We start from the raw sequence: 19,031 nt of genomic DNA, 5'->3' as shown, positions 1-19,031 counted from the left end.
TAATCTCCTCTCTATTGTTGTTCTATATAGCCCGATGATAGTTCATCGTTATCAAACTTCCACGTATCTCCTTCTTTAACTATAGTTGTAATATAGTTTGTCATACCTCCTTCGGTTTCAACAGAGCGATAAAAATAAGCATATATTTCAGGTTCATCAAGAGTTAATTCAGAAATTTTATAACCGTTATAATGCGTATCAACCTTATTAATTAATTTTTGCAGATCCTCATACCCCAATATAATATCTTCTTTATTTGTATCATCAAAATCCTTTAGAAAAACTCTCGAACCATGGGACATCAAAAAATTGTAATATATCTCAGGACTTATTGCCTTGCTTTCAAAATCATATAGAATCCTGGCAACATATTGTGCAAATTCTTCTTTATTCTTGAAACTCTCTTTTCCTTCTATTTCTTCCAATTCAACAGTTTCTTTTTCTTCTCTTTGTTCATCTATATTCTCTTTTACTTCATGAACAGTGCTGCCTTCTTGTACATTATATTCTGGTTGTTGATCTTCTTGTAGAGTTTCTGTTTTTTCAACATTTTGGCCTTCTTCTCTTATTTTCTTAGCTTCATCAACAACATTATTACTACAAGCAGCTAAAAAAACGGAAAATAATATTAGTATATAGAGTATTTTTTTTCTAAACATAAGTATCTTCACCTAACTTAGATTGAATAATATTTGTTGATTCAATAAGTTTTTCTTTTTCTTTACTATTAAGATAAGCAGCAATATAGGAACTATTCTTTGAGGATGTTTTTCCTATAACTTCTAAAAGTAACTTAGATACATCTGTTATTTTAAGTTGATTTTTAGAAAAGATAACATTTACATTTAATAAGCTCTTTAATGTATAAGAAAGAGTGAATAAATAAGCTTGTTTTATAGTTGTTGAAAAAGCGATTCCTTCAACCTGTCGTACTCCGAAAAGATTAAGACATAGTATTATCGCTTGTATATCAGTTGATTTCAAGAAATTTTTCTTGAAAATCTTCTCCGAATTATCATGCCAATGATCCACCAAATCAATATACTCTACTGTTAAATAAATCGTCATTTCATTTGATTCTGAATCTATTTTTACATAATGTTGTAATTCAAATTCCTTCAAATAATCAGCAAGGAAGTATCGGTTCTCGTAAATTAATGGAACAATTAACTGTTTAGTTGAATCCCCCTTTTTTTTAAATACCTCTCCCCTACTCAAAAGTGAAGCGAGAATAAGATTCTTTAAAGGTTTATAGTCCATAATCAGAATATCTCCCCCCCTTTCCAAAAAGAAAACCCAAATAGCAATAGCTCACACAGCTAATTACTATTTGGGTTTTGTGCCCTTGACTATGAATTTTATATATATTTTACTACTATTTAATTGTTTATTTCAAGTGTTTCTGAGCCTTTTTCAATTCTTCTTTCACTTTCTTTTACTAAAAGTGCTGCACTGGAGTTTTCTATTCCAAAGATTGTAGCTATATTTTCAAATGTAAAATCTTTTTCATGATAAAGATAATAAGCATAGGAATGTCTAATTGTATTAGTGTTTAGTTTAGTAGGAATTCGATAATCTTCTTGGATCTCTTTTAAATGTTTATGAATACCCATAATTTCTATTGGAACTAACTTTTTGTCGTCATGTCTTTTAGTAACAAATACATAATCAGATTCATGGAATAAAGCATCATTAAAAACTTTTATAAAGATATCCAACTCTTGACCATATAATTCAATGGCTTCGTGGTATTTAGGAAATATCAAAATACTATCCCCATTGTCAATCACATCTTTTTTTAATATTTGAAAGTCCTGAATTCGAAAGCCGTGCATTACAAAAATAAATATGATTTTTTTAAGTTCTGTATAGTAATTATTAGTTATTATTGATGGTAATATCTCCAATAACATTTCATATCGCAATGAAATTGGTTTGTTAATACTATATTTAGCATGCTCTAATTTACTTGCAGGATCTACTGGAATTTGTTGAGTTTTCCATAGGTAGTTGAAAAAACTCTTTAATATGGTTATATTTTTATTTAATGTAGATAATTCAATTTTATCTATATATCTCTTTTTATCCAAAAAAATACGTATGTGTTTATTTTGGATCTCAAATACTTCTAAAGGGTCTTTTTTATATACATAGTCTAAGTGAGCAATAAATTGTTCAATCAATGAAATGTAGTCATCAACTGTCCGTATACTCTTACCCTTTTCAACTAAGTATTTTTTATATCCGAAAGGCAAGCTTAACCATCTCCAATATAGTAATTTCCTCTTCAATAAAAATTATATAAAATTTATTGATAATAGACAATTACTATCCATTTATAATTGACTTATCAAGGTAGCTGGTTAAGCTAATTTTTAGTAGCTGTAATCTTCCAACCTTAAAATAAATTAACGTATAAAATTACGCTAATTTATTTTAAGGTTGGAGCAAAAAAAAGGATTCTTTCTAAATTGAGAAAGAATCCTTTTTTTTATTGTATTAACAAAATAAAACCTATAATCGTTGTCGCTATCCCCAATAAATTTAATAACATTAATTTTATTATGTTAATCTTATTTTCATATTTACTTTTAGGACTATCAAAAACCATCTTCTAACTCCCCTCTCTTATCATTTTGATAACCATCGATCAAGTGGTGCTCCATTTTTTCAAAGTATAGTTTTTTTTCCTGGATGCTATCCTCAAGTTTATTAATATTTGTTGTTAATTGTTTTATATCATCGTAGATTTGGACAAGTTGTTTATCTATATTTTTAATATCATTATCTCTTTTTTCCTTTTGTTCTTTTGTTTCTACAGATTCTTTTTTTAACAATTCAATTTCATGATTTGAAGAAGTAATATCTTCTTGTTGTTCATTATTACTCTTACGAGTAAAAATACTTAGAAAACCCTTCTTCTTATTCGATTCTTCCAATAATAATCTGTTCTTTTGTTCTTTTTCTGATACAGTCTGTAAAGCATCTGTAATTGCTTTGATGTATCTTTCTTCGTTTTCACGTTGTTGGTCCAATTCAAGTAATCTATCTTTCTTAATTTCAAGGGTATTATATTCTAATTGTTTTTCTTGTTTTAAACTTCTTATCTGTTGCAATTCATTACTTTCAGCCAACCAATTGTTTTTGATTCTCTCTAATGACAAATATTGTTTTATTTTCTCTAATTCTTTATTTTGTAGCATTAAATTAGGAGATGATACATCTTCTTTTCCGATTTTAACGGACCCTTTCATCCCAAGTTCATAAGCTATTTGAGACTTATTTTTACCACCTTTTTCATACAGTAAAGATATCATATGAATTTTTAAAACGTTAATATAGTTTAGACGATATAGGTTCCCTACTTTCTCTGGAATAATATAGTCTACTAATTCAGTATTGAAGTAATTTCTAATTGTAGAATCTTTCCTACCGATCATTCTCCCTACTTCTATCGTGCTATAAGTCTTTTCAAGTTCTATAGATAATAAACTTTCAGGATAAAGATACCCTTCTAGTTTACTATCAACAACAAGTCTATAAACTGGATCATGATTAAATTCTTTTAAATATATCTCTTTTAAATCTTCCTTATCAATCATTTGTTTTCCTCCAATCTAATGAAAATGGAGATCATTTATTATTTAAATGTATTATACAATAGAAAGTCTATTATAACAATAACGCTGCAAATATACGGACAAGAGACAGCTATAGAAATATATCGCTGCGGACAGGTAACAATCACACAAACCAACTATCGTAGTCGCGTCCTTCATAGTGAACGGACACGTAAATTAATTTACATAAACGTGATTATTAGGTTGTCCACGGACGAAAACGACATCACAACAACCTTACCGCTATTACTTGTCCATCAAACTACAGCGCAATTATTTCTATTTTAAATGAATAAATACAATTAACATCCATTGATTATTCAATCATATATTATTGTTAAATAAGAATTTAATTAAAAATATATATAAAAGTATTCTATATTAATTGTTTATCTATTGATAAATAATTGATTGTTTTATATGTTTGATATAAAGAATAATTGTTCATTGCTTTATTAATGATTATCCATTGATTGATTTTTGATAGATTTTAATTAAATTAAAAAACATTTCTTACAGGGGGTAGGGGAGAGATATTGTGTCTCTAAACTATCTTTCTTGCTTTCTTAATAAGAATACAATAATTGATCACCTAACAGAGCACGAATTCCTCCAAATAGGGGAGTAGTTATTGCAGCACCATGCAAATACATGATTAATAATAACGATATTCCCATTGATACAGGAATTAAATATCGCATTTTTCACATTTTTTTTGATTTTTACTTGTTAGCGTTAATAAATGACAATGCTGATTTGCTGACTACAGAAAGGGAAAAGTTCAGAATGAAACGAAAGATATCTTATATTCATCAGATTAGTTCAATAATTTAAAGGATGAAAAATCAAATTGTTATAGAGGATATTAATTAAGGTGTTTGCAGAAGATGGGGTAAATACAAGTATCGTCCACATCCCTGTGAACCAGGCAGAAGGGCTATTATTTACAGTATCTTGTTATGGATTATGTTTTGCTCTAGGTTTTGCAACAGGTCCTGGTGGATTAACATGCTGCTATAATGGTATACCGTTAACTCAAGCTATTAGTGATATATGAGGACCAGTTATCATAGGTTTGTTAAATAATAAGTAGGGGATAGACGCTCTCTTATGTATTAAAAGGGAGAATCTGTTATATATATGTTTCATAAATTCAATATTTAAGAATGATAGATTCAACTGACAATCTATTTATATATTAAGAAGAGCCTTCTAAACTAGATTTTAGCTAAGAAGGCTCTTCTTTATAATTGTTTAAATATCTATGTCTCTTTTTGTTATCTTCTTTCTAGGTTTCGAAACTTCTTTAGAAGAATACGAAGAATCTATATAACTATTCTCCTCTTCATCGAAATTATCTTTTTTAGCAGCAGGTTGTGAAATAACTCTCGTTTGATTAGACATTGCATTTCTTGTTTCAGCTGAACGTATATCTCCAGTACCATAAGCTCTCACAAATTGTTCTAATGCTTCTTTAGCTGCTTTACTGATAGGCAGGGTTTGATTATCTACCCATTCTTGCAAATCTAACGATGCCGTTTTTCCAATTTGAATTTGTACTTTTGTTGATTTATTATCTACGCTCATTTAATCACCTTCTTTAACAGTAGTACGATTATTCATTCCAAAATTAGACTTTTTCAGAATAAGTAATGTCGTTATAGATTTGCATACCTTCCATGTTCATATCAGTCGCATACTTTTCTGGTATCCATAGTATTTCTTTTTTAATTGGTGAATATTTCTCTATAAGCAAAGGCTGCAATGTTTCTTTTAGAATAATGGATGCACCACCATAAATCACTATTACATCGAAGCCAAGTTTTAATTCTGATGCTCTGTCTGAAATAGAATTAAATAAACGTTCAGCAAGCTGCTCTAAGGGTTCTTGGATACAGGCCACTGCTAAATCATAAAAGTCACTATTTCTATTGCGAAGGTATGCTGATAAGTCTTGACGCTTTACTTTCAAGTCATATGCTTCCATCTCTTTTTTAAAGGTACTAAGTGCATCTTCTAAAGCAATACCTAATCCAAAATCTTCACCAAATGATTTTCCTTTGTCATTTTTGTAGCCTTTAGTAAAAGTTAATTCCGTTGTGCCATCACCAATATCTACATGTAATAAACGCTTGTCTGAAAAATAGGACCCATCAATCTTGTTTTTCTTATATTCCTTTTTAAATTCATCAAATATATCATCATCGCGATATCCACCATTTCCGTCTTCTATTATGTTAAATAAAGCCGGAACTCCCTCAACTAACACCTTAACTTCATCAAATTTTATCTTAACAGTTGCATGGGAATTATTATAATGAACTTTTACTTCATGATAGTGTTCTGTAAATTTCTCTCGAAATTGATTACTTGTATTTTCATCATGTGCAGTAGCTGGTAAAGCTGTAGTCATAGTAACATTCAATTCTATTGTTTCGCCTTCTTTAAGTGTTCCGTTTGATTCAAATTGTCTTTTTGTTGCAAGAGCTGAAAGATATCCTAGTGTATTTACTATCGGTAAAATTTCTTCATGTTTCTTTGATCTTTTAATGTTCATATTTTGAAGTGCATTACCAGAAGCTATTTCCAATGCTCTTGAACCTATTACATATGTTCTAGCGTTAGATGATATTGCTTTAGAGTCTATTGTCACTACAATATTATCCAATAACTCATCCATTACTATATCGAGCGTTTTTAAGTCCTCTGATGGTCTATTGTTATACAATGCATAAACGTTAGGTTGATGATAAGTCTGACCATTCACAGCTAGTTTATGTTCTGAATTACCATTGTCATTTGCTACGATAAATTTCATCATTCCATCTCCTTTTAAGTATAAGATTTCATTATTGTATTTCTATTAATCAATAATTACTTATTACCAAAACAATAATTATCCATTGATTATCTATTAATATATTACCAACTATACCATTGTTTGGATATAATTCAAGTTTTAAAGTATATACAAATGTACTTTTTAATAATAAGTCATTGTTTATTCATTGTATATAAGTTTTATAGAGAAACTTAGGTAAGGTAATTTTCTATAAGTTATTCTAATTACAGACGTAATTGTTCTCTTTATTTTCAGATCAAATATACCAATTGATTAAAAATAGACATTAGATAGAATCGAAAAAAATACATAGGGGAGGACATAAGGTAGAGACGTAAAAATAATTAGGGGGTAGAGACACAAATTTACGTCTCTACCCTTTGTCTCTCCCAGACCCATAGAAAATACTATAAAATCAATACTTTATGTTCTGTATAAAAACGTAACTAAGTACTCTACAAACAATTCTTTATTTATAAAATAAATATCAGTATTTTCTTTAAAAATGTGTTTTACTACGGTAATTTTTTAGGTATATTTGTTCTTTTTTATTGCCTTAAATCATGTTTTGTAATACTATAATCCTACAACTACTATAAAAAGTATATGGAGGGAATTTATGGAACAATTTCATTTAGTGAACTTTGCACACCCATCTTTATCGGATAATGAATACTTTAAAGAAAAACAACAGGTATACCTACCAAACTATCCGAAATTATATATTAAAGTTACTTTATTCGAGTTAGAAATTTTAAAGGTATTAACCATCCATAAAACATTAACTACAACTCAACTACTTCATCTTCACAATGCACATAACCCTAAAAAAATTAAAAAGGAAGCATTGCGAAAGAAACTTTTAAGGTGGTGTGAGAAAGATGTTATAAACATATATAATCCTTCTAAGCGAAACGTACCATTGGGTTACAATAATATCTATAGTATCGGAAAAGAAGGGGTACACATACTTGTGATAAAAGATTTTCTTCCTGAAGAAATACTAGACGAAGATATCGCTGACTATAACAAGATAACAAACCATATACATTCAGTTGGTCAACACGATGTTGCTATCGAACTTTTTACTAAATTGAAAGAGTACGATTTATTTTTCGATACAGTACGTCCGTCCAGCTATAATAATAAAACAGATGAATCAAATTATGGAAAGTCCGATTGGTTACTCCGCTACTACAATGAAAAATCCAATGAATACACTATGGTATATATAGAGTTTGATACAGGAACTGAAAGTATTGATATAATCAATGGTAAAATTAATTCTTATATCAAGCGAGCAGCAGAACACCCAAAAGAAAATCATTTAGTCTTGTTTTCAGTTTTGGATGATGAATTTCATCAATCAGGGGATAAGAATAATCCAAAAAAAAGACGAATCGGAAATCTTAAGAAACAATTTTTAGATTCAGATAAGAGACTCCCTACTAATCTGAAATTTAAAATTGCCTACCGCAATCGTATGCACCATATTGTTAGAAGGGAAATCCTTGAAATTGAAAAAACTGATATTTTGGATACTTTTACAAATTATTTAGAAACTGTTATGGAATATCAAATACAGAGTGTTGCTGATGAAGATATATATATGAAAGAGGTAAATAAAGACACCTTTGCCGACCAAATATTTGAAGTATGTAACAAAGAAGGAGTTTTCCAAGAGCGGCTTGGGGTTATTATAGCGGATGAAGGGGATATTAATAGTTTTAATAAAGTCATTGGATTTTATCAAAACTTAAAAGACCGAGTCTTTAAGTCTAGTGTTACTCGTTTAGTTTTAATTTATGAAGATGAGGAATCTATGATTGATCCTTACAGTTATAAATTCGACAAATCTGTATTATTAACAAACTATTCTTCTTTAAAAGGTCAGAGAAAGATGATTTTCAACCAATTCATTAACTTGAATGGTACCAAAAAAGTAAGCTATATATTAAATCAATATTGATAAATAGATAGTTGTTTTGTAAAATAAGTCTTAACAATTAAATAATTATAGGATTAATCCCTAACGGTACTTAGCGAATTCGTTCGCTTATTCGTTGGGGATTTTTTTGTGAGAGGGAAGTGAGAGATGAGTGCTAATGAAATTATGCTAGATAAATCTAAAACAAATATAACAAAGGAAGATGTTATAAGAGGCAAACCTAAATGGAGCATAAAGAATGTTTATCTCCTTATGTGCATTTGGATGATCATTAATTTTTTATGGACTATAAGAAACATATCTAATTATTTAATGCTTATGATTGGTATATTTTTACCTAATATTCCAATGTTTAAACCATTTGGTAATCCTTTGTATCCTTCTTTTATAGAATTAGTTTTATATAGTATTTCTATAATCACTATGTGGCTTATTTTTACAAAGGTAGACGAGTCATTAATTAAAGAATGCTTAGATTTAAGAATTGGTAAGAAATCTATTGGTATGAAGAAATTCTTATGGTTATTCAAACCTATTCAAAGCTACAAAATAATAAAAGTAATGCAAAAAGAAAAAGTATATCTACGTACATTCGTTTTTGTAAATGTATTATTAGGTATTGGTTCTTATTTTGTATGGTATGTAACCTCCTCAGTATATTTACATGTTATACCATACTTTTTACAGCATATTGTGACCGTTGATCTAAATTCACCACTTGCATTAATTTTGGTAGGAAACCCTACTAATTTGCTTCGACTATTTATGTTTATTCCATTTGTTATGGTCATGTTCGTATTGGTCTTACTATGGGTAGAGTATGGAAAATATAAAGACTCTTTTAATAATGCATTTGTAGAATATGAGTTTAGTAATCAATGGTTACAGAAAAAAATTCACCGTACAGATATAACTGACATTAGAGGTAATGAATTACATTATCCAGATGTCGTTCTTGGCCCAAATTCTAAGACTAAGGAAATGGTCGTACAACCAGGAAATGATAGAACCCTAAATAATATTATTGTCGGTAGCATTGGAACAGGTAAAACCGCAGCTTTAGTACTACCAATAATTAATCAAGATTTGCATTGGATGACTCGCTTTATTAATCATTTTCCTAGTGTCCATAAAAGAGACGATTATAATACAGAGGAAGTACAAGGAATGTATCTGAATGGCTTATCTATTATTGAACCTTCTAACGATTTATGCCAAAAAGCATATCGCTTAGTAAAGTCCCATGGTATTCCAGAAGAAACAGTGTTTTATATTGACCCGACAAATCCAGAAACACCTAGCATTAATGTTATGCGTGGACCCGTTGATAAAGTTGCTGAAGCTTTTGCAATGGTGATCGAAGGATTAGCAGAAGGTGGACAAGGCAACTTCTTTTTCCAGCAATCAGAGAGAAACCATTTAAAGCATTATATTTATTTATTAAAGATGCATAAAGGAGAAACAGAGGACGATAATGCCACCTTTGACCTATTACTGGATATGTATAACAATGCACAATTAGTTAGACAGATGCACATTCAATTAAAGGATACTTTTCCAGAAACCGATATTGATTCTATTGAGAATAGAGATGAAAGAAATCATTGGAAAATTATACAACAGATTGATGAATGGTTTGATAATAGTTTATTACCTCGTACATCTAGAAGTGGTGAGCCCGTTAAAGTTCGTACTGGTAAGTATCGAGGAGAAGAAGAATATTACGATGCGAAAGCTGAATATGTACAAGGGTTACGCAACATTCTTAATGATATTGGTTCTAATAAGTTACTTCGTCGTGTTTTATTTGGTCATTCCAAGTTCAATATGGATAAACACTTGAAGTATGGTGGGGTATTACTTGTAAATACAGCAAAAGGAGAACTTGGAGAGTTATCTAATGTTCTTGGAAAATTAGTTCTGTTAAACTTGCAGAATGGAGTATTTCGTAGACCACCAAATATATCAACTTTTCATCATATTATAGTAGACGAATTTCCAGACTATGTCTATCGACCCTTCAAGGAGTTTCCAGCTCAAAGTCGTAAATATAAAGCAATTGTTACGGTTGTTGCTCAGACCATCACTCAATTAGCTGATAAGTATGGAACAACTTATATGCATACGCTACTTGGTACATTAAGACATAAAATGGTATACGGTGATATACCTCAGTTTGATGCACAATTGTTCAGTCAAATTTTTGGAGAAGAAGAACGTTATGATGAGGGTACACAAGAACAAGAAATCTCTCCCTTACAGGATGATCCGACATTACGTACAGGTAGCAATTACACACGAACTAAGGATGTTATAATGACTCCTAGTGATATTATATTCCAAAAAGAGTTTCAGGCAGCAGTGAAAATAGTAAAAAATAATCGACCAATTCCTGTTGTACAAATTGACGCAAACTTTGTAAATAAAGACGAATTTGAAACAGCTATTGAACTGGTAGAAGAAGAATCTGGTACTTTTTGGTTGAATGAAAGAAATCGGCAATTAGACCTTACTTCACAACATTACCTTGAAGATCCTATAGAAGAAATAGAAGAAGATATTTCATTAGATAGGGAGAACAAAAAAATAACTGAAGTTCCTAAAGATATTACGATTAAAAGATATCCTACTGATTATGATGAAGAGGGTATTGATGAGGAAGTTGATAATATCGTCCAATTTCCAACAGTTGTTAGTAATGACAGTGAAGCAAATTTGTTTATAAAGGAACTAAAAGATACTTTCTCAGGAGAAGATTCAGAACAATTAACAGGAAATGAAACTAATTTAAGTTCTACTGAACCTGAGAATTCAACTACAAAAACAGAAGTTGATGATACTGAACTTCAAACAAAACAACTTGAAAACTTAGTAAATAAGGACGAAAGTGAAGAACAGTTTAGAAAACAGCAAGAAATAGATAGATTAGGAAAAGAACGTGCTTTTCATGAGGAACAGAAGAGATTGTCTATGAATTACAAGAATCAACAACATACCAGGCATAGTAAGAACGAAAAAGAAAGGGAGATCATGCAAAATCAGAGTGATTTCATGAGTGATTTTGGAATATTTGATGCAGATGAAGATTAATAGGTGCATAAATTTAGACTTGTATTTTTATAAATATTATGTATTATAATAGTTAACTAAAAAAATATGTAGATAGAGGAACACTCTAACAGAAGTACGTGAATTATAATTCGCGTCTATTTGTTGGAGTGTTCTTTTTTTGTCTACAATTCATTGGAGGTTATAAAATGGCAGGTTTTGAATATGTTGAATCTTGGGAAACAGATGTTGAATTAGAGTTATTAACAAAAGCAAAACGTGATAATCAGATTCTTATAGGTCACGTCCATATGCTACATACTTTGGATACATCTAAAGTAGAAAATGAGAATACTATTGAGCCACGAACTGCAAGAGATAATATGGAGCTACTTCAAATTATTCTTGAAAATGGATCTAATGTTTATTGTACTGCAGAGAATTTTGCAGAATATGATTATCGTACTTTACGTGACTTTGTTGGTACACAACAAGAGCTAATCGTATCTGATATCAATTTAGAAACTCGTATTGCTTTAGTTAGTGTAAAAGCAGCAGATGCAGTAAATAAGCAAAAGTTCATTGAACGATTAAAGACACTTCAAGAAAGGAAAGAACTGGCATCACAAACTTTTGAAGGTATTGTTCGAGGAATTGATCCAAGAACAAATACAGTATATATCCGAATAGCTGGTGTAGATTGTAGAATGAACCCTAATGAATGGGATTGGTCCCATTATTACACCTGGGAAATCCCAGATATGGTACAACGTGGTGAAAAAATAAGAGTTAAGGTATTGTCCTATGATAAAGAATCCGAATTCGTTCGTGTAAGTCGTAAAGCTACAATTAGAGACCCATACGAGAGAATAGAAAGCCTTCGTAATGCTGACCGTATCTCTGGTGTTGTTACCAAAGTTCATCCAGTTCATGGAATTTTTGTTCAAATTGAAAAGGGGCTAGATGCTAAAGGGATGAAGCTTCGTCATTTGCCAGAGCCTGTAGTTGGAGATGTTGTAACCTGCAAAGTGGAATCAGTTAATCCTGAAAAACGGCATGTTAAAGTTATGATTCATCGTTATCCTAACGGTAAATCTACGAATCAAACAAATCCAACAGCATTTATGTTTGGGAGATAAATGGTTAATTCAGAAAAGGTTACCAATATTAATCCCGATATAGAGGAATTGGATAACTATCTAACTAAAGAGGGGATAGTACCGTTTCTCGATCACCCTAATTTGGTAGCTAATAAAAAAATCCCAAAGTATTATCGTGCTTATTACACTTTGCAAGCCGTTATCTCTGATTATCAGCGAGGTATTATTACTGAGGAACATATCTTAATATTGAAAGCACTTGGTGATGCAATCTGTTGTAGTGAAGAACATTTAAGAAGAGTATTTACTAATAAATTAACACGTTCTCAAGTTTCTAAGTTATTAGACCAATTATCAACTCATGACTATGTTCAGCGCTATCGTATCTCCGTTCGTGGAGAAGAAGAAGACTATCCAAATTATTCAAGGATCTTTGTACTTGGAATTGCAGGTAAGTTATTAATGGAACATTTTTATAGTGGTATATCCACTTTTATGAGTCCTGAAAGATTTCACGGTAATAATGGAATCAGTTTAATGCAACGTTACATCGCGTTAAATGACCTTCGCACAGCCTTTATAGAAGAACGTGTAGCATCTAAATGGCTATGGGGGGGAAGTATTATTGGTGGTAATTCATTCAATAAAGCTTCTGCAGCAGTTGAAATTTCTGTTCCGCAAGGCGAAATTAATTTCTTTATTGAACGTGCCCAAATGAAACAAGACTTTATAGGATTTTTTAAAAATAAATTAGCGAAATGGCAGTTTGTTTATGGGAAACAGAATGGTTTAAAGATTAGAGGTTTTCCCGATAATCCAACCTATGTCGTTTTGTATGTTTCCACACTTTCCATGGCCCAAGCTATTCATAGGGAAGTTATGATTGATACGTTTCCTTTCCATGTATGGTTTTGTGTTGAAGAGGAATTTGTAACTAAGGGACTTGCTAAATCTTTTTATCGCGCTGATAAAGACAAATTAAAACGTTTATATCTCAGTTTCTTAGATGTGAACCAAGCAGTAGTAGAGTAAATTTCTAGCTTCTTTGACTTTTCACTTTTAGGGTGCTATATTATGCTTATAACAAACATCCTCCGTATATATATAACGGAGAGCAACGGGTATATACGAGTGTGGAAAGCTCGTTCCGTTGTATACATAACATAAGAACCCTCGAAAAGTTATTTATTAGGCTACAACCTAATCGCATAATTTTCGAGGGTTTTTTCATGGATTGGAGTTAATATTATGGAAAGAAAACCACGCATATTAATTGGTGTGGCAAATGAATATATTAGTGATATTTTAAGAAAGTATTTAGTTCCTTCTGAACACTTTCATATTATTGAACAAGAAGTAATGCATATGCGATTTATGGAAGAAGTTCTTGATTCTGAACAGCCAGATATTCTGATTGTACATGATGTTTTCTTGCCTTCTGAAAAGATGGATAGTGAAGAAAGACAACAAGAATGGTTATCCTTCTTACACTTTACACGTCAACGATATAATGATCTTCGTATTGTTTTTTTATGCGAACGATCAAAAGAAGATATATTTTTAAATCAATTGATTGGACTTGGGATTCAAGATATTTTTAACAATTCTTCTATTAACATGGAACACTTCATTAAACAATTATCTCTGCCTGCAAAATATTCCAATGTTGCTAAATTCCGCACCAGTGGGACAACCGCCACTGTTAATTTTCAGGAGGAATATAATTATGATGAATCTGAAGAAGAACTTGTAAATGAGACATTAAAACCTGGAGATGAAATAAGTACTGAACAAGAATCTAAGACTTTTAAAAAGCGAAAAAATAGGAATGAACACAAGATAGAGACAAGAGAAGTAATTGTTGAAAAACCAGTAGAACGGTTAATCGCTTACCCATTATCAAAGAAAATAATTCTTGTTGGTAGTCCTTTTTCTAGAAGTGGAAGCACGTTTGTTAGCCATTTAATAGCAAAAGAGATGGCTCATATGGATATTAGTGTTACTTATGTAGAAAACCCTTTTCAAAGAGGCTATGCCTATGACAGATTTGATGGCCATAGAAAGACGGAAAACTACCGTAGTGTCTTTCACTCCTATCTTAAAAACAACAAACCAGAACCGCCCATAACTTACGAATGGAGCGTTGATGGAGTAGAAATGATTGTAAAACATCCCAGTAGTGAAGTAGTTTATGACGAAAGCCAAATAGATTTTGAACTTTTTATTAAAGTGTTGTTAACAAATAAGTCTGCGGTTACTATCGTAGATGTAGGTAATGATTGGGATAACAAAACCTATCAGGATTTACTAGAAATTGCTAGTGATGTCATTATGGTAGTAGAACCCGATATAAGTAACATACAATATCTTGAAGACCCCAATAACTCTGAATCAGATGTCTTTCGACAAGTGCTCGAACTTGATAAGACAATGTTTGTTGGGAATAGATTTAGTGATATACTCATGAAAAATAAGTTACTGAAGGACTTATATGGAACGGAAGTAGAAATCTCTATACCACAATTTCCAATAGAAGCTGTTTTTGAATGTCAAGAGAAGGCAACGTTTTTAAATAGCCATACTGACTTTTCAGAGGAAATAGAAGGAGTACTTCATCCTTTATTAGAACTACTGTTGCCTGAAAATTTATTTCAAAGAAAGAAAAAGAAGGGAAGACTTCTTCAACATATCTTTCAAAAAAGAAGTACCGTTAATTAAGTATTAAAATCATTAATAACATGGCGCTTACGTTTTCTAAAAACTTATGACATAAAAGCAATTGACTTTAAACTGTACTGGTGCTAGAATTCAATTATTGAATCTTGTATATAATAAAAAGATTAGTAAATTAATAGAACAATACAATCGTATATTTAACGGGATACACCCGAGGAAACACACAATGATGAACTGGTATTTAGCCAGCAAGTCATTTTGTATTTCTTCGGGTGTTTTTTTATTTAATTATCCTAGTTGATTGGGGGGATAGAATGAGAATAAGTTCTTTAACAAGAATTAGGACTTTAAATAACGCATTGAAAGATGGAGGGGTAAAATGAAAAAGTTTTTCACAATTATACTATCAATAATTATAATAATTGCTGGTTTTGCTATTGTTATAGGCTTTGATACTGTTAAAGGAAAAATAAACCAGACCGAGGTTGTGGTTGCCAATACTCAAATTTCATTTAAGGATGAGATAAAAGAAGAACACTTAGTCGTTGAGAGTGTTCCGACAGACCAAGTTTTAGAACAATCATTTACTCCGGAAGAAGCAGAACAAATCATTGGAAGCTATGCAGCTATCGATATACCAAAAGGACAACAAATACACATAACGTTGCTTGATTCTTTTGATTTAATTCCAAATAAAGCAGATGGGGAGTTTATAGCAGCGATACCAGAAGAATGGTTATTCACTGTTCCACAATCTCTAAGAAAAAGTTATTTAGCTGACTTTTACATTATTCCAACTGACGAGAAAAAAATGGTTGAATCAATGAGCAGTGGAGAGCAAGAGCAATTTATAACAAATGATCGCATCCCAATACTACAAAACATTCGCATATCAAGTGTTAAAAACAGTTCTAATAGCGAAGTTGAAACAGTAGTTACAGAAGAAAATACAGAGTCAACAACTGGAACAATTTCAAACATGGAAATTATCGCAAATGACGATATTTTAAATGTTTTGCGAGCTGCTACTGGGCAAGGTTATCAACTATATGTTGTTTATACTTTGGAACGTGATGGCAACGAAGACAGAGAAGTAATTATCAATGCAGATAAAGTTGAAGAAATTGAATCCAATAAAGACAATGAAGAATCTAAAGAAAATGAGGATGAAAGTGAGGATGAATAATTGTGAAAATTGAGATTGTATCAACGGATGAAACTTTAATATCCCTATTTAAAAGAACATTTAATAATGCAGATGTTAAGAATGTTAATTCTCTAAATTCTATTAGTACAACAAATAGTACAACAAACGTTCTTATTTTAACCGATGAGTTTCTCAGTCACACCGATTTTGTAGACTATAATTTCAAAAAGCATAATTATGTTTTCTATGTTATGAGAAATGAAATTATGGATGTTTTAGAGAGTACTATTAAAGCCATGTGTGTAGGTAACGAAATGTACTACATTTCTGCTAGATTAACTAACGAACAAGTGGTATCTGAAATTAAAAAAGTGCTAACACCTACTGAAAAACAAAAAAAACATGTGTATTCATTCTTTTCTAGTGTATCTAATGTAGGATCAACTTCTACATCTTTCTCAACTGCATTTTCCGTTAGTGAGAACACCTCAGCTAAGGTAGGCTTACTTATTTTAAACGCATGGGATAGTGGTGCAGATTACATTAATTACACGGGTAAATATTTAGATGAAGTAAAAGACTCCATGTTTAATAGTCATTATGATGATGATGGTCATTTTCAAGATCTATTTCAAGAGGTTAAAAAAGACTCTCTATATATAATGCTAGGAAATCGTAATACAAAGTTAGAGAGACTTTATACAAAAGAAGAAATCGAGAAAGTCATTCAACGTGCAGAAGATATTTTTGATGTAGTTATCATTGATGCGGGCTGCCATTATGACAACGCAAATATAATACAAGCACTTTATTCTAGTGACTATCATTTTCTCGTGTTAAATCAACAAGAAAAACTAAAAAGGAAATGGGAAGAGATTTATAGCAATATTTTAAGTCCACTAGGTTTCAAACGTGAACAATTCCTTTTAGTGTTAAATCGATTTCATAATAATCCTTCTATGCCATCCGTAAAGGATCTGAAACAGTCTTATCAAATGAATGTACTTACTTTTATTGAAGAATCCACAAATGGATATCTAGCAGAATTCAATAAGCAATCATTATATCAGTTTGAAGACCTAAAATATCGCGAATCAGTTAATGTCATTGGCAGGACCATTGCAAATTCCGCAGGATTTGAATTTGTAGACAGTTCGAAAAAGAAAAAACTATTTAGCTTCTAATTGAATGTTGGATATAAAAAGGAAGTGATTATTTGACCCAAATCTTTAATGTAGTTGAAGAAATACAAAACAAAATGAATAGTGAACCTCAATTACCTGGTAAAAAAGATAACTCTATATCATTTGAATCATTAATCGAACAAGTTAAAGAGCATTTTGATGACTTTTTCAAAGATGATTCAAATGATAGTAAAAAGAAACAAGATAGATTGAATTTATACCATAAAGCAGTTATTGGAGATAAGGAAACAGAGATCTTATTAACAAACGAAATTGATTCATATTTACGGTCAATTAACGTTAATAACATTCCTTATCCAGAATACTATCAATCTTTGGCTCAAGCCTTATTTCATGAAATTTATCGTTTCGGAATACTACATAAATGGTATGTAATGGAGGATAGTCCAGCTGCTAAGTTTACTGGTAATGAATTTTGGATTGAAAGAAACGATGTATTCGAAAAGCAAAAAGAAGTTTTACCTCACAAGGATAGTGTTCGAGAATTTATACAACGGTTTATGGCTGGACAAAAGAACTTAAAAGTTAATGAGTCCAACCCATATGCAGAAATTGCTTTGGCAGACAAGACAAGGGTTACGATAATTATTCCGCCAGCTAGTTACAAACCTACACTAATTTTTCGTAAGTATACCGTCAAGAACTTAAACTTTGAACAACAAGCTGAAAGAGGTACTATCCCTAAAAGTGATGTTGATTTTTATAAGGTATTCTCGCGTCTGTATTTCAATACTATTGTGGCTGGACATATCAAATCTGGTAAATCAACTTTTCTTAAATCAATCTATGGAGCAAGAGAACCTGAGAAAGTAGCCGTTTTAATAGAAGATGAAGCTGAAACTTTTTTGAAGCAAGACTTTCCAAACCGCCTGGTACACGAGCTTTATACACATAACCAGGATGTTAACCAAACAATACGAAGAGCTTTACGAATCGACCATGATTTCCTTATTGTCCAGGAAGTTAGAGGAATTGAAGCTGAAGGAGCAATAGGTGGTACAGAACGTGGTAGAAAAGGGTTATTGATGTCTTATCATATTACAGATCCTGAAAATACTTCAATTCAGTTATCACAACACATTGTTGATGAATATCCAAATCGACATCAAGTTAATGAGATTAGACGCATATCCAAATCGCTTGATATCGGTGTCACAATGGAGAGTAAAAATGGTCAAAAGAGAGTAACCTCCATGTATGAAATAGGAATAGAAAAAACAAATAATCAACCTTTCATAAATTATTTAATTTATTTCAACCCTAAGACAAATAAATGGGAGTACAACAGTGATGTATCTAGAGAACTAATAGTTCGTATGGACGATACTAATCCTGAACTATCTCATAGATTTATTCAACATTTACAAGAACAAACAAAATTAAATCCTATGAGTAAAAAAGCGAGACACCCTATTTATTTGGGTAGTTTCAAGGAGGAATAATTT

General features: G+C 31.1%; 15 protein-coding genes. 9 read left to right on the top strand and 6 right to left on the bottom strand.

Translation table 11 applies throughout. The features are described from left to right. Window positions 1-11 precede the first annotated feature (11 nt). The 4 genes from ABC346_RS20895 to ABC346_RS20880 all read right to left on the bottom strand — a co-directional run bounded on the left by ABC346_RS20895 (window position 12) and on the right by ABC346_RS20880 (window position 3,602). Window positions 12-659: a hypothetical protein gene (locus ABC346_RS20895; RefSeq protein ID WP_317958537.1), complete on the bottom strand. Its 648-nt coding sequence runs from the start codon at window positions 657-659 to the stop codon at window positions 12-14. Continuing rightward, window positions 652-1,260 (bottom strand): hypothetical protein, encoded by a 609-nt coding sequence (locus tag ABC346_RS20890; protein ID WP_317958536.1) that lies wholly within the window; start codon window positions 1,258-1,260, stop codon window positions 652-654. Before ABC346_RS20890 ends, ABC346_RS20895 begins: the two co-directional genes overlap by 8 nt. A gap of 119 nt (window positions 1,261-1,379) precedes the next feature. Continuing rightward, window positions 1,380-2,255 (bottom strand): tyrosine-type recombinase/integrase, encoded by an 876-nt coding sequence (locus ABC346_RS20885; RefSeq protein ID WP_317958535.1) that lies wholly within the window; start codon window positions 2,253-2,255, stop codon window positions 1,380-1,382. Window positions 2,256-2,600: 345 nt separating this feature from the next. After that, entirely contained in the window at window positions 2,601-3,602 is a 1,002-nt protein-coding gene (locus ABC346_RS20880; RefSeq protein WP_317958534.1) for a hypothetical protein, read from the bottom strand. Window positions 3,603-4,494: 892 nt separating this feature from the next. Here ABC346_RS20880 and ABC346_RS20875 point away from each other — a divergent pair. Beyond that, the gene (locus ABC346_RS20875) at window positions 4,495-4,677 is read left to right on the top strand and encodes a hypothetical protein (RefSeq protein ID WP_317958533.1); all 183 of its coding nucleotides are present in this window, start codon (window positions 4,495-4,497) and stop codon (window positions 4,675-4,677) included. A 197-nt stretch (window positions 4,678-4,874) separates the two neighbouring features. Here the strand turns inward: ABC346_RS20875 and ABC346_RS20870 are convergent, their stop codons facing one another. Beyond that, a complete protein-coding gene (locus ABC346_RS20870) occupies window positions 4,875-5,207 on the bottom strand; it encodes a hypothetical protein (protein WP_317958532.1) in 333 nt (110 codons plus the stop codon). A gap of 43 nt (window positions 5,208-5,250) precedes the next feature. After that, a complete protein-coding gene (locus tag ABC346_RS20865; protein WP_317958531.1) occupies window positions 5,251-6,438 on the bottom strand; it encodes a ParM/StbA family protein in 1,188 nt (395 codons plus the stop codon). Between the two features lie 643 nt (window positions 6,439-7,081). Between ABC346_RS20865 and ABC346_RS20860 the strand changes: the two genes are divergently transcribed. From ABC346_RS20860 to ABC346_RS20825, 8 genes are all read left to right on the top strand, one after another. Further along, window positions 7,082-8,431 (top strand): replication-relaxation family protein, encoded by a 1,350-nt coding sequence (locus ABC346_RS20860; RefSeq protein ID WP_317958530.1) that lies wholly within the window; start codon window positions 7,082-7,084, stop codon window positions 8,429-8,431. Window positions 8,432-8,557: 126 nt separating this feature from the next. After that, window positions 8,558-11,500 (top strand): type IV secretory system conjugative DNA transfer family protein, encoded by a 2,943-nt coding sequence (locus ABC346_RS20855; RefSeq protein ID WP_413236668.1) that lies wholly within the window; start codon window positions 8,558-8,560, stop codon window positions 11,498-11,500. A 167-nt stretch (window positions 11,501-11,667) separates the two neighbouring features. Beyond that, window positions 11,668-12,597 carry a 30S ribosomal protein S1 gene (locus ABC346_RS20850; protein ID WP_317958528.1) on the top strand — a complete coding sequence of 310 codons (930 nt, stop codon included), beginning with the start codon at window positions 11,668-11,670 and terminating at the stop codon, window positions 12,595-12,597. Beyond that, entirely contained in the window at window positions 12,598-13,590 is a 993-nt protein-coding gene (locus ABC346_RS20845) for a hypothetical protein (protein WP_413236667.1), read from the top strand. Between the two features lie 216 nt (window positions 13,591-13,806). Then, window positions 13,807-15,276, top strand: a complete 1,470-nt coding sequence (locus ABC346_RS20840) for a hypothetical protein (protein ID WP_317958526.1) — start codon at window positions 13,807-13,809, stop codon at window positions 15,274-15,276. Between the two features lie 337 nt (window positions 15,277-15,613). Next, a complete protein-coding gene (locus ABC346_RS20835) occupies window positions 15,614-16,420 on the top strand; it encodes an SAF domain-containing protein (RefSeq protein ID WP_317958525.1) in 807 nt (268 codons plus the stop codon). A gap of 2 nt (window positions 16,421-16,422) precedes the next feature. Next, window positions 16,423-17,565, top strand: coding sequence for a CpaE/TadZ family protein (locus tag ABC346_RS20830; protein ID WP_317958524.1), 1,143 nt, complete (start codon window positions 16,423-16,425; stop codon window positions 17,563-17,565). A gap of 32 nt (window positions 17,566-17,597) precedes the next feature. Continuing rightward, the gene (locus ABC346_RS20825) at window positions 17,598-19,028 is read left to right on the top strand and encodes an ATPase, T2SS/T4P/T4SS family (RefSeq protein WP_413236666.1); all 1,431 of its coding nucleotides are present in this window, start codon (window positions 17,598-17,600) and stop codon (window positions 19,026-19,028) included. Window positions 19,029-19,031: the final 3 nt, after the last annotated feature.

Origin of the sequence: Oceanobacillus phoenicis, from assembly GCF_047238145.1 — a bacterium.
Lineage (GTDB): Bacteria > Bacillota > Bacilli > Bacillales > Amphibacillaceae > Oceanobacillus.
The sequence above is the reverse complement of the archived record's forward strand: the minus strand, read 5'-3'. Positions and strand labels throughout refer to the sequence as shown.

Coding starts and splice junctions, on each gene's coding strand:
- ABC346_RS20895 (WP_317958537.1), bottom strand. CDS start 659: ATGTTTAGAAAAAAAATACTCTATATACTAATATTATTTTCCGTTTTT.
- ABC346_RS20890 (WP_317958536.1), bottom strand. CDS start 1,260: ATGGACTATAAACCTTTAAAGAATCTTATTCTCGCTTCACTTTTGAGT.
- ABC346_RS20880 (WP_317958534.1), bottom strand. CDS start 3,602: ATGATTGATAAGGAAGATTTAAAAGAGATATATTTAAAAGAATTTAAT.
- ABC346_RS20870 (WP_317958532.1), bottom strand. CDS start 5,207: ATGAGCGTAGATAATAAATCAACAAAAGTACAAATTCAAATTGGAAAA.
- ABC346_RS20865 (WP_317958531.1), bottom strand. CDS start 6,438: ATGAAATTTATCGTAGCAAATGACAATGGTAATTCAGAACATAAACTA.
- ABC346_RS20860 (WP_317958530.1), top strand. CDS start 7,082: ATGGAACAATTTCATTTAGTGAACTTTGCACACCCATCTTTATCGGAT.
- ABC346_RS20855 (WP_413236668.1), top strand. CDS start 8,558: ATGAGTGCTAATGAAATTATGCTAGATAAATCTAAAACAAATATAACA.
- ABC346_RS20850 (WP_317958528.1), top strand. CDS start 11,668: ATGGCAGGTTTTGAATATGTTGAATCTTGGGAAACAGATGTTGAATTA.
- ABC346_RS20845 (WP_413236667.1), top strand. CDS start 12,598: ATGGTTAATTCAGAAAAGGTTACCAATATTAATCCCGATATAGAGGAA.
- ABC346_RS20840 (WP_317958526.1), top strand. CDS start 13,807: ATGGAAAGAAAACCACGCATATTAATTGGTGTGGCAAATGAATATATT.
- ABC346_RS20835 (WP_317958525.1), top strand. CDS start 15,614: ATGAAAAAGTTTTTCACAATTATACTATCAATAATTATAATAATTGCT.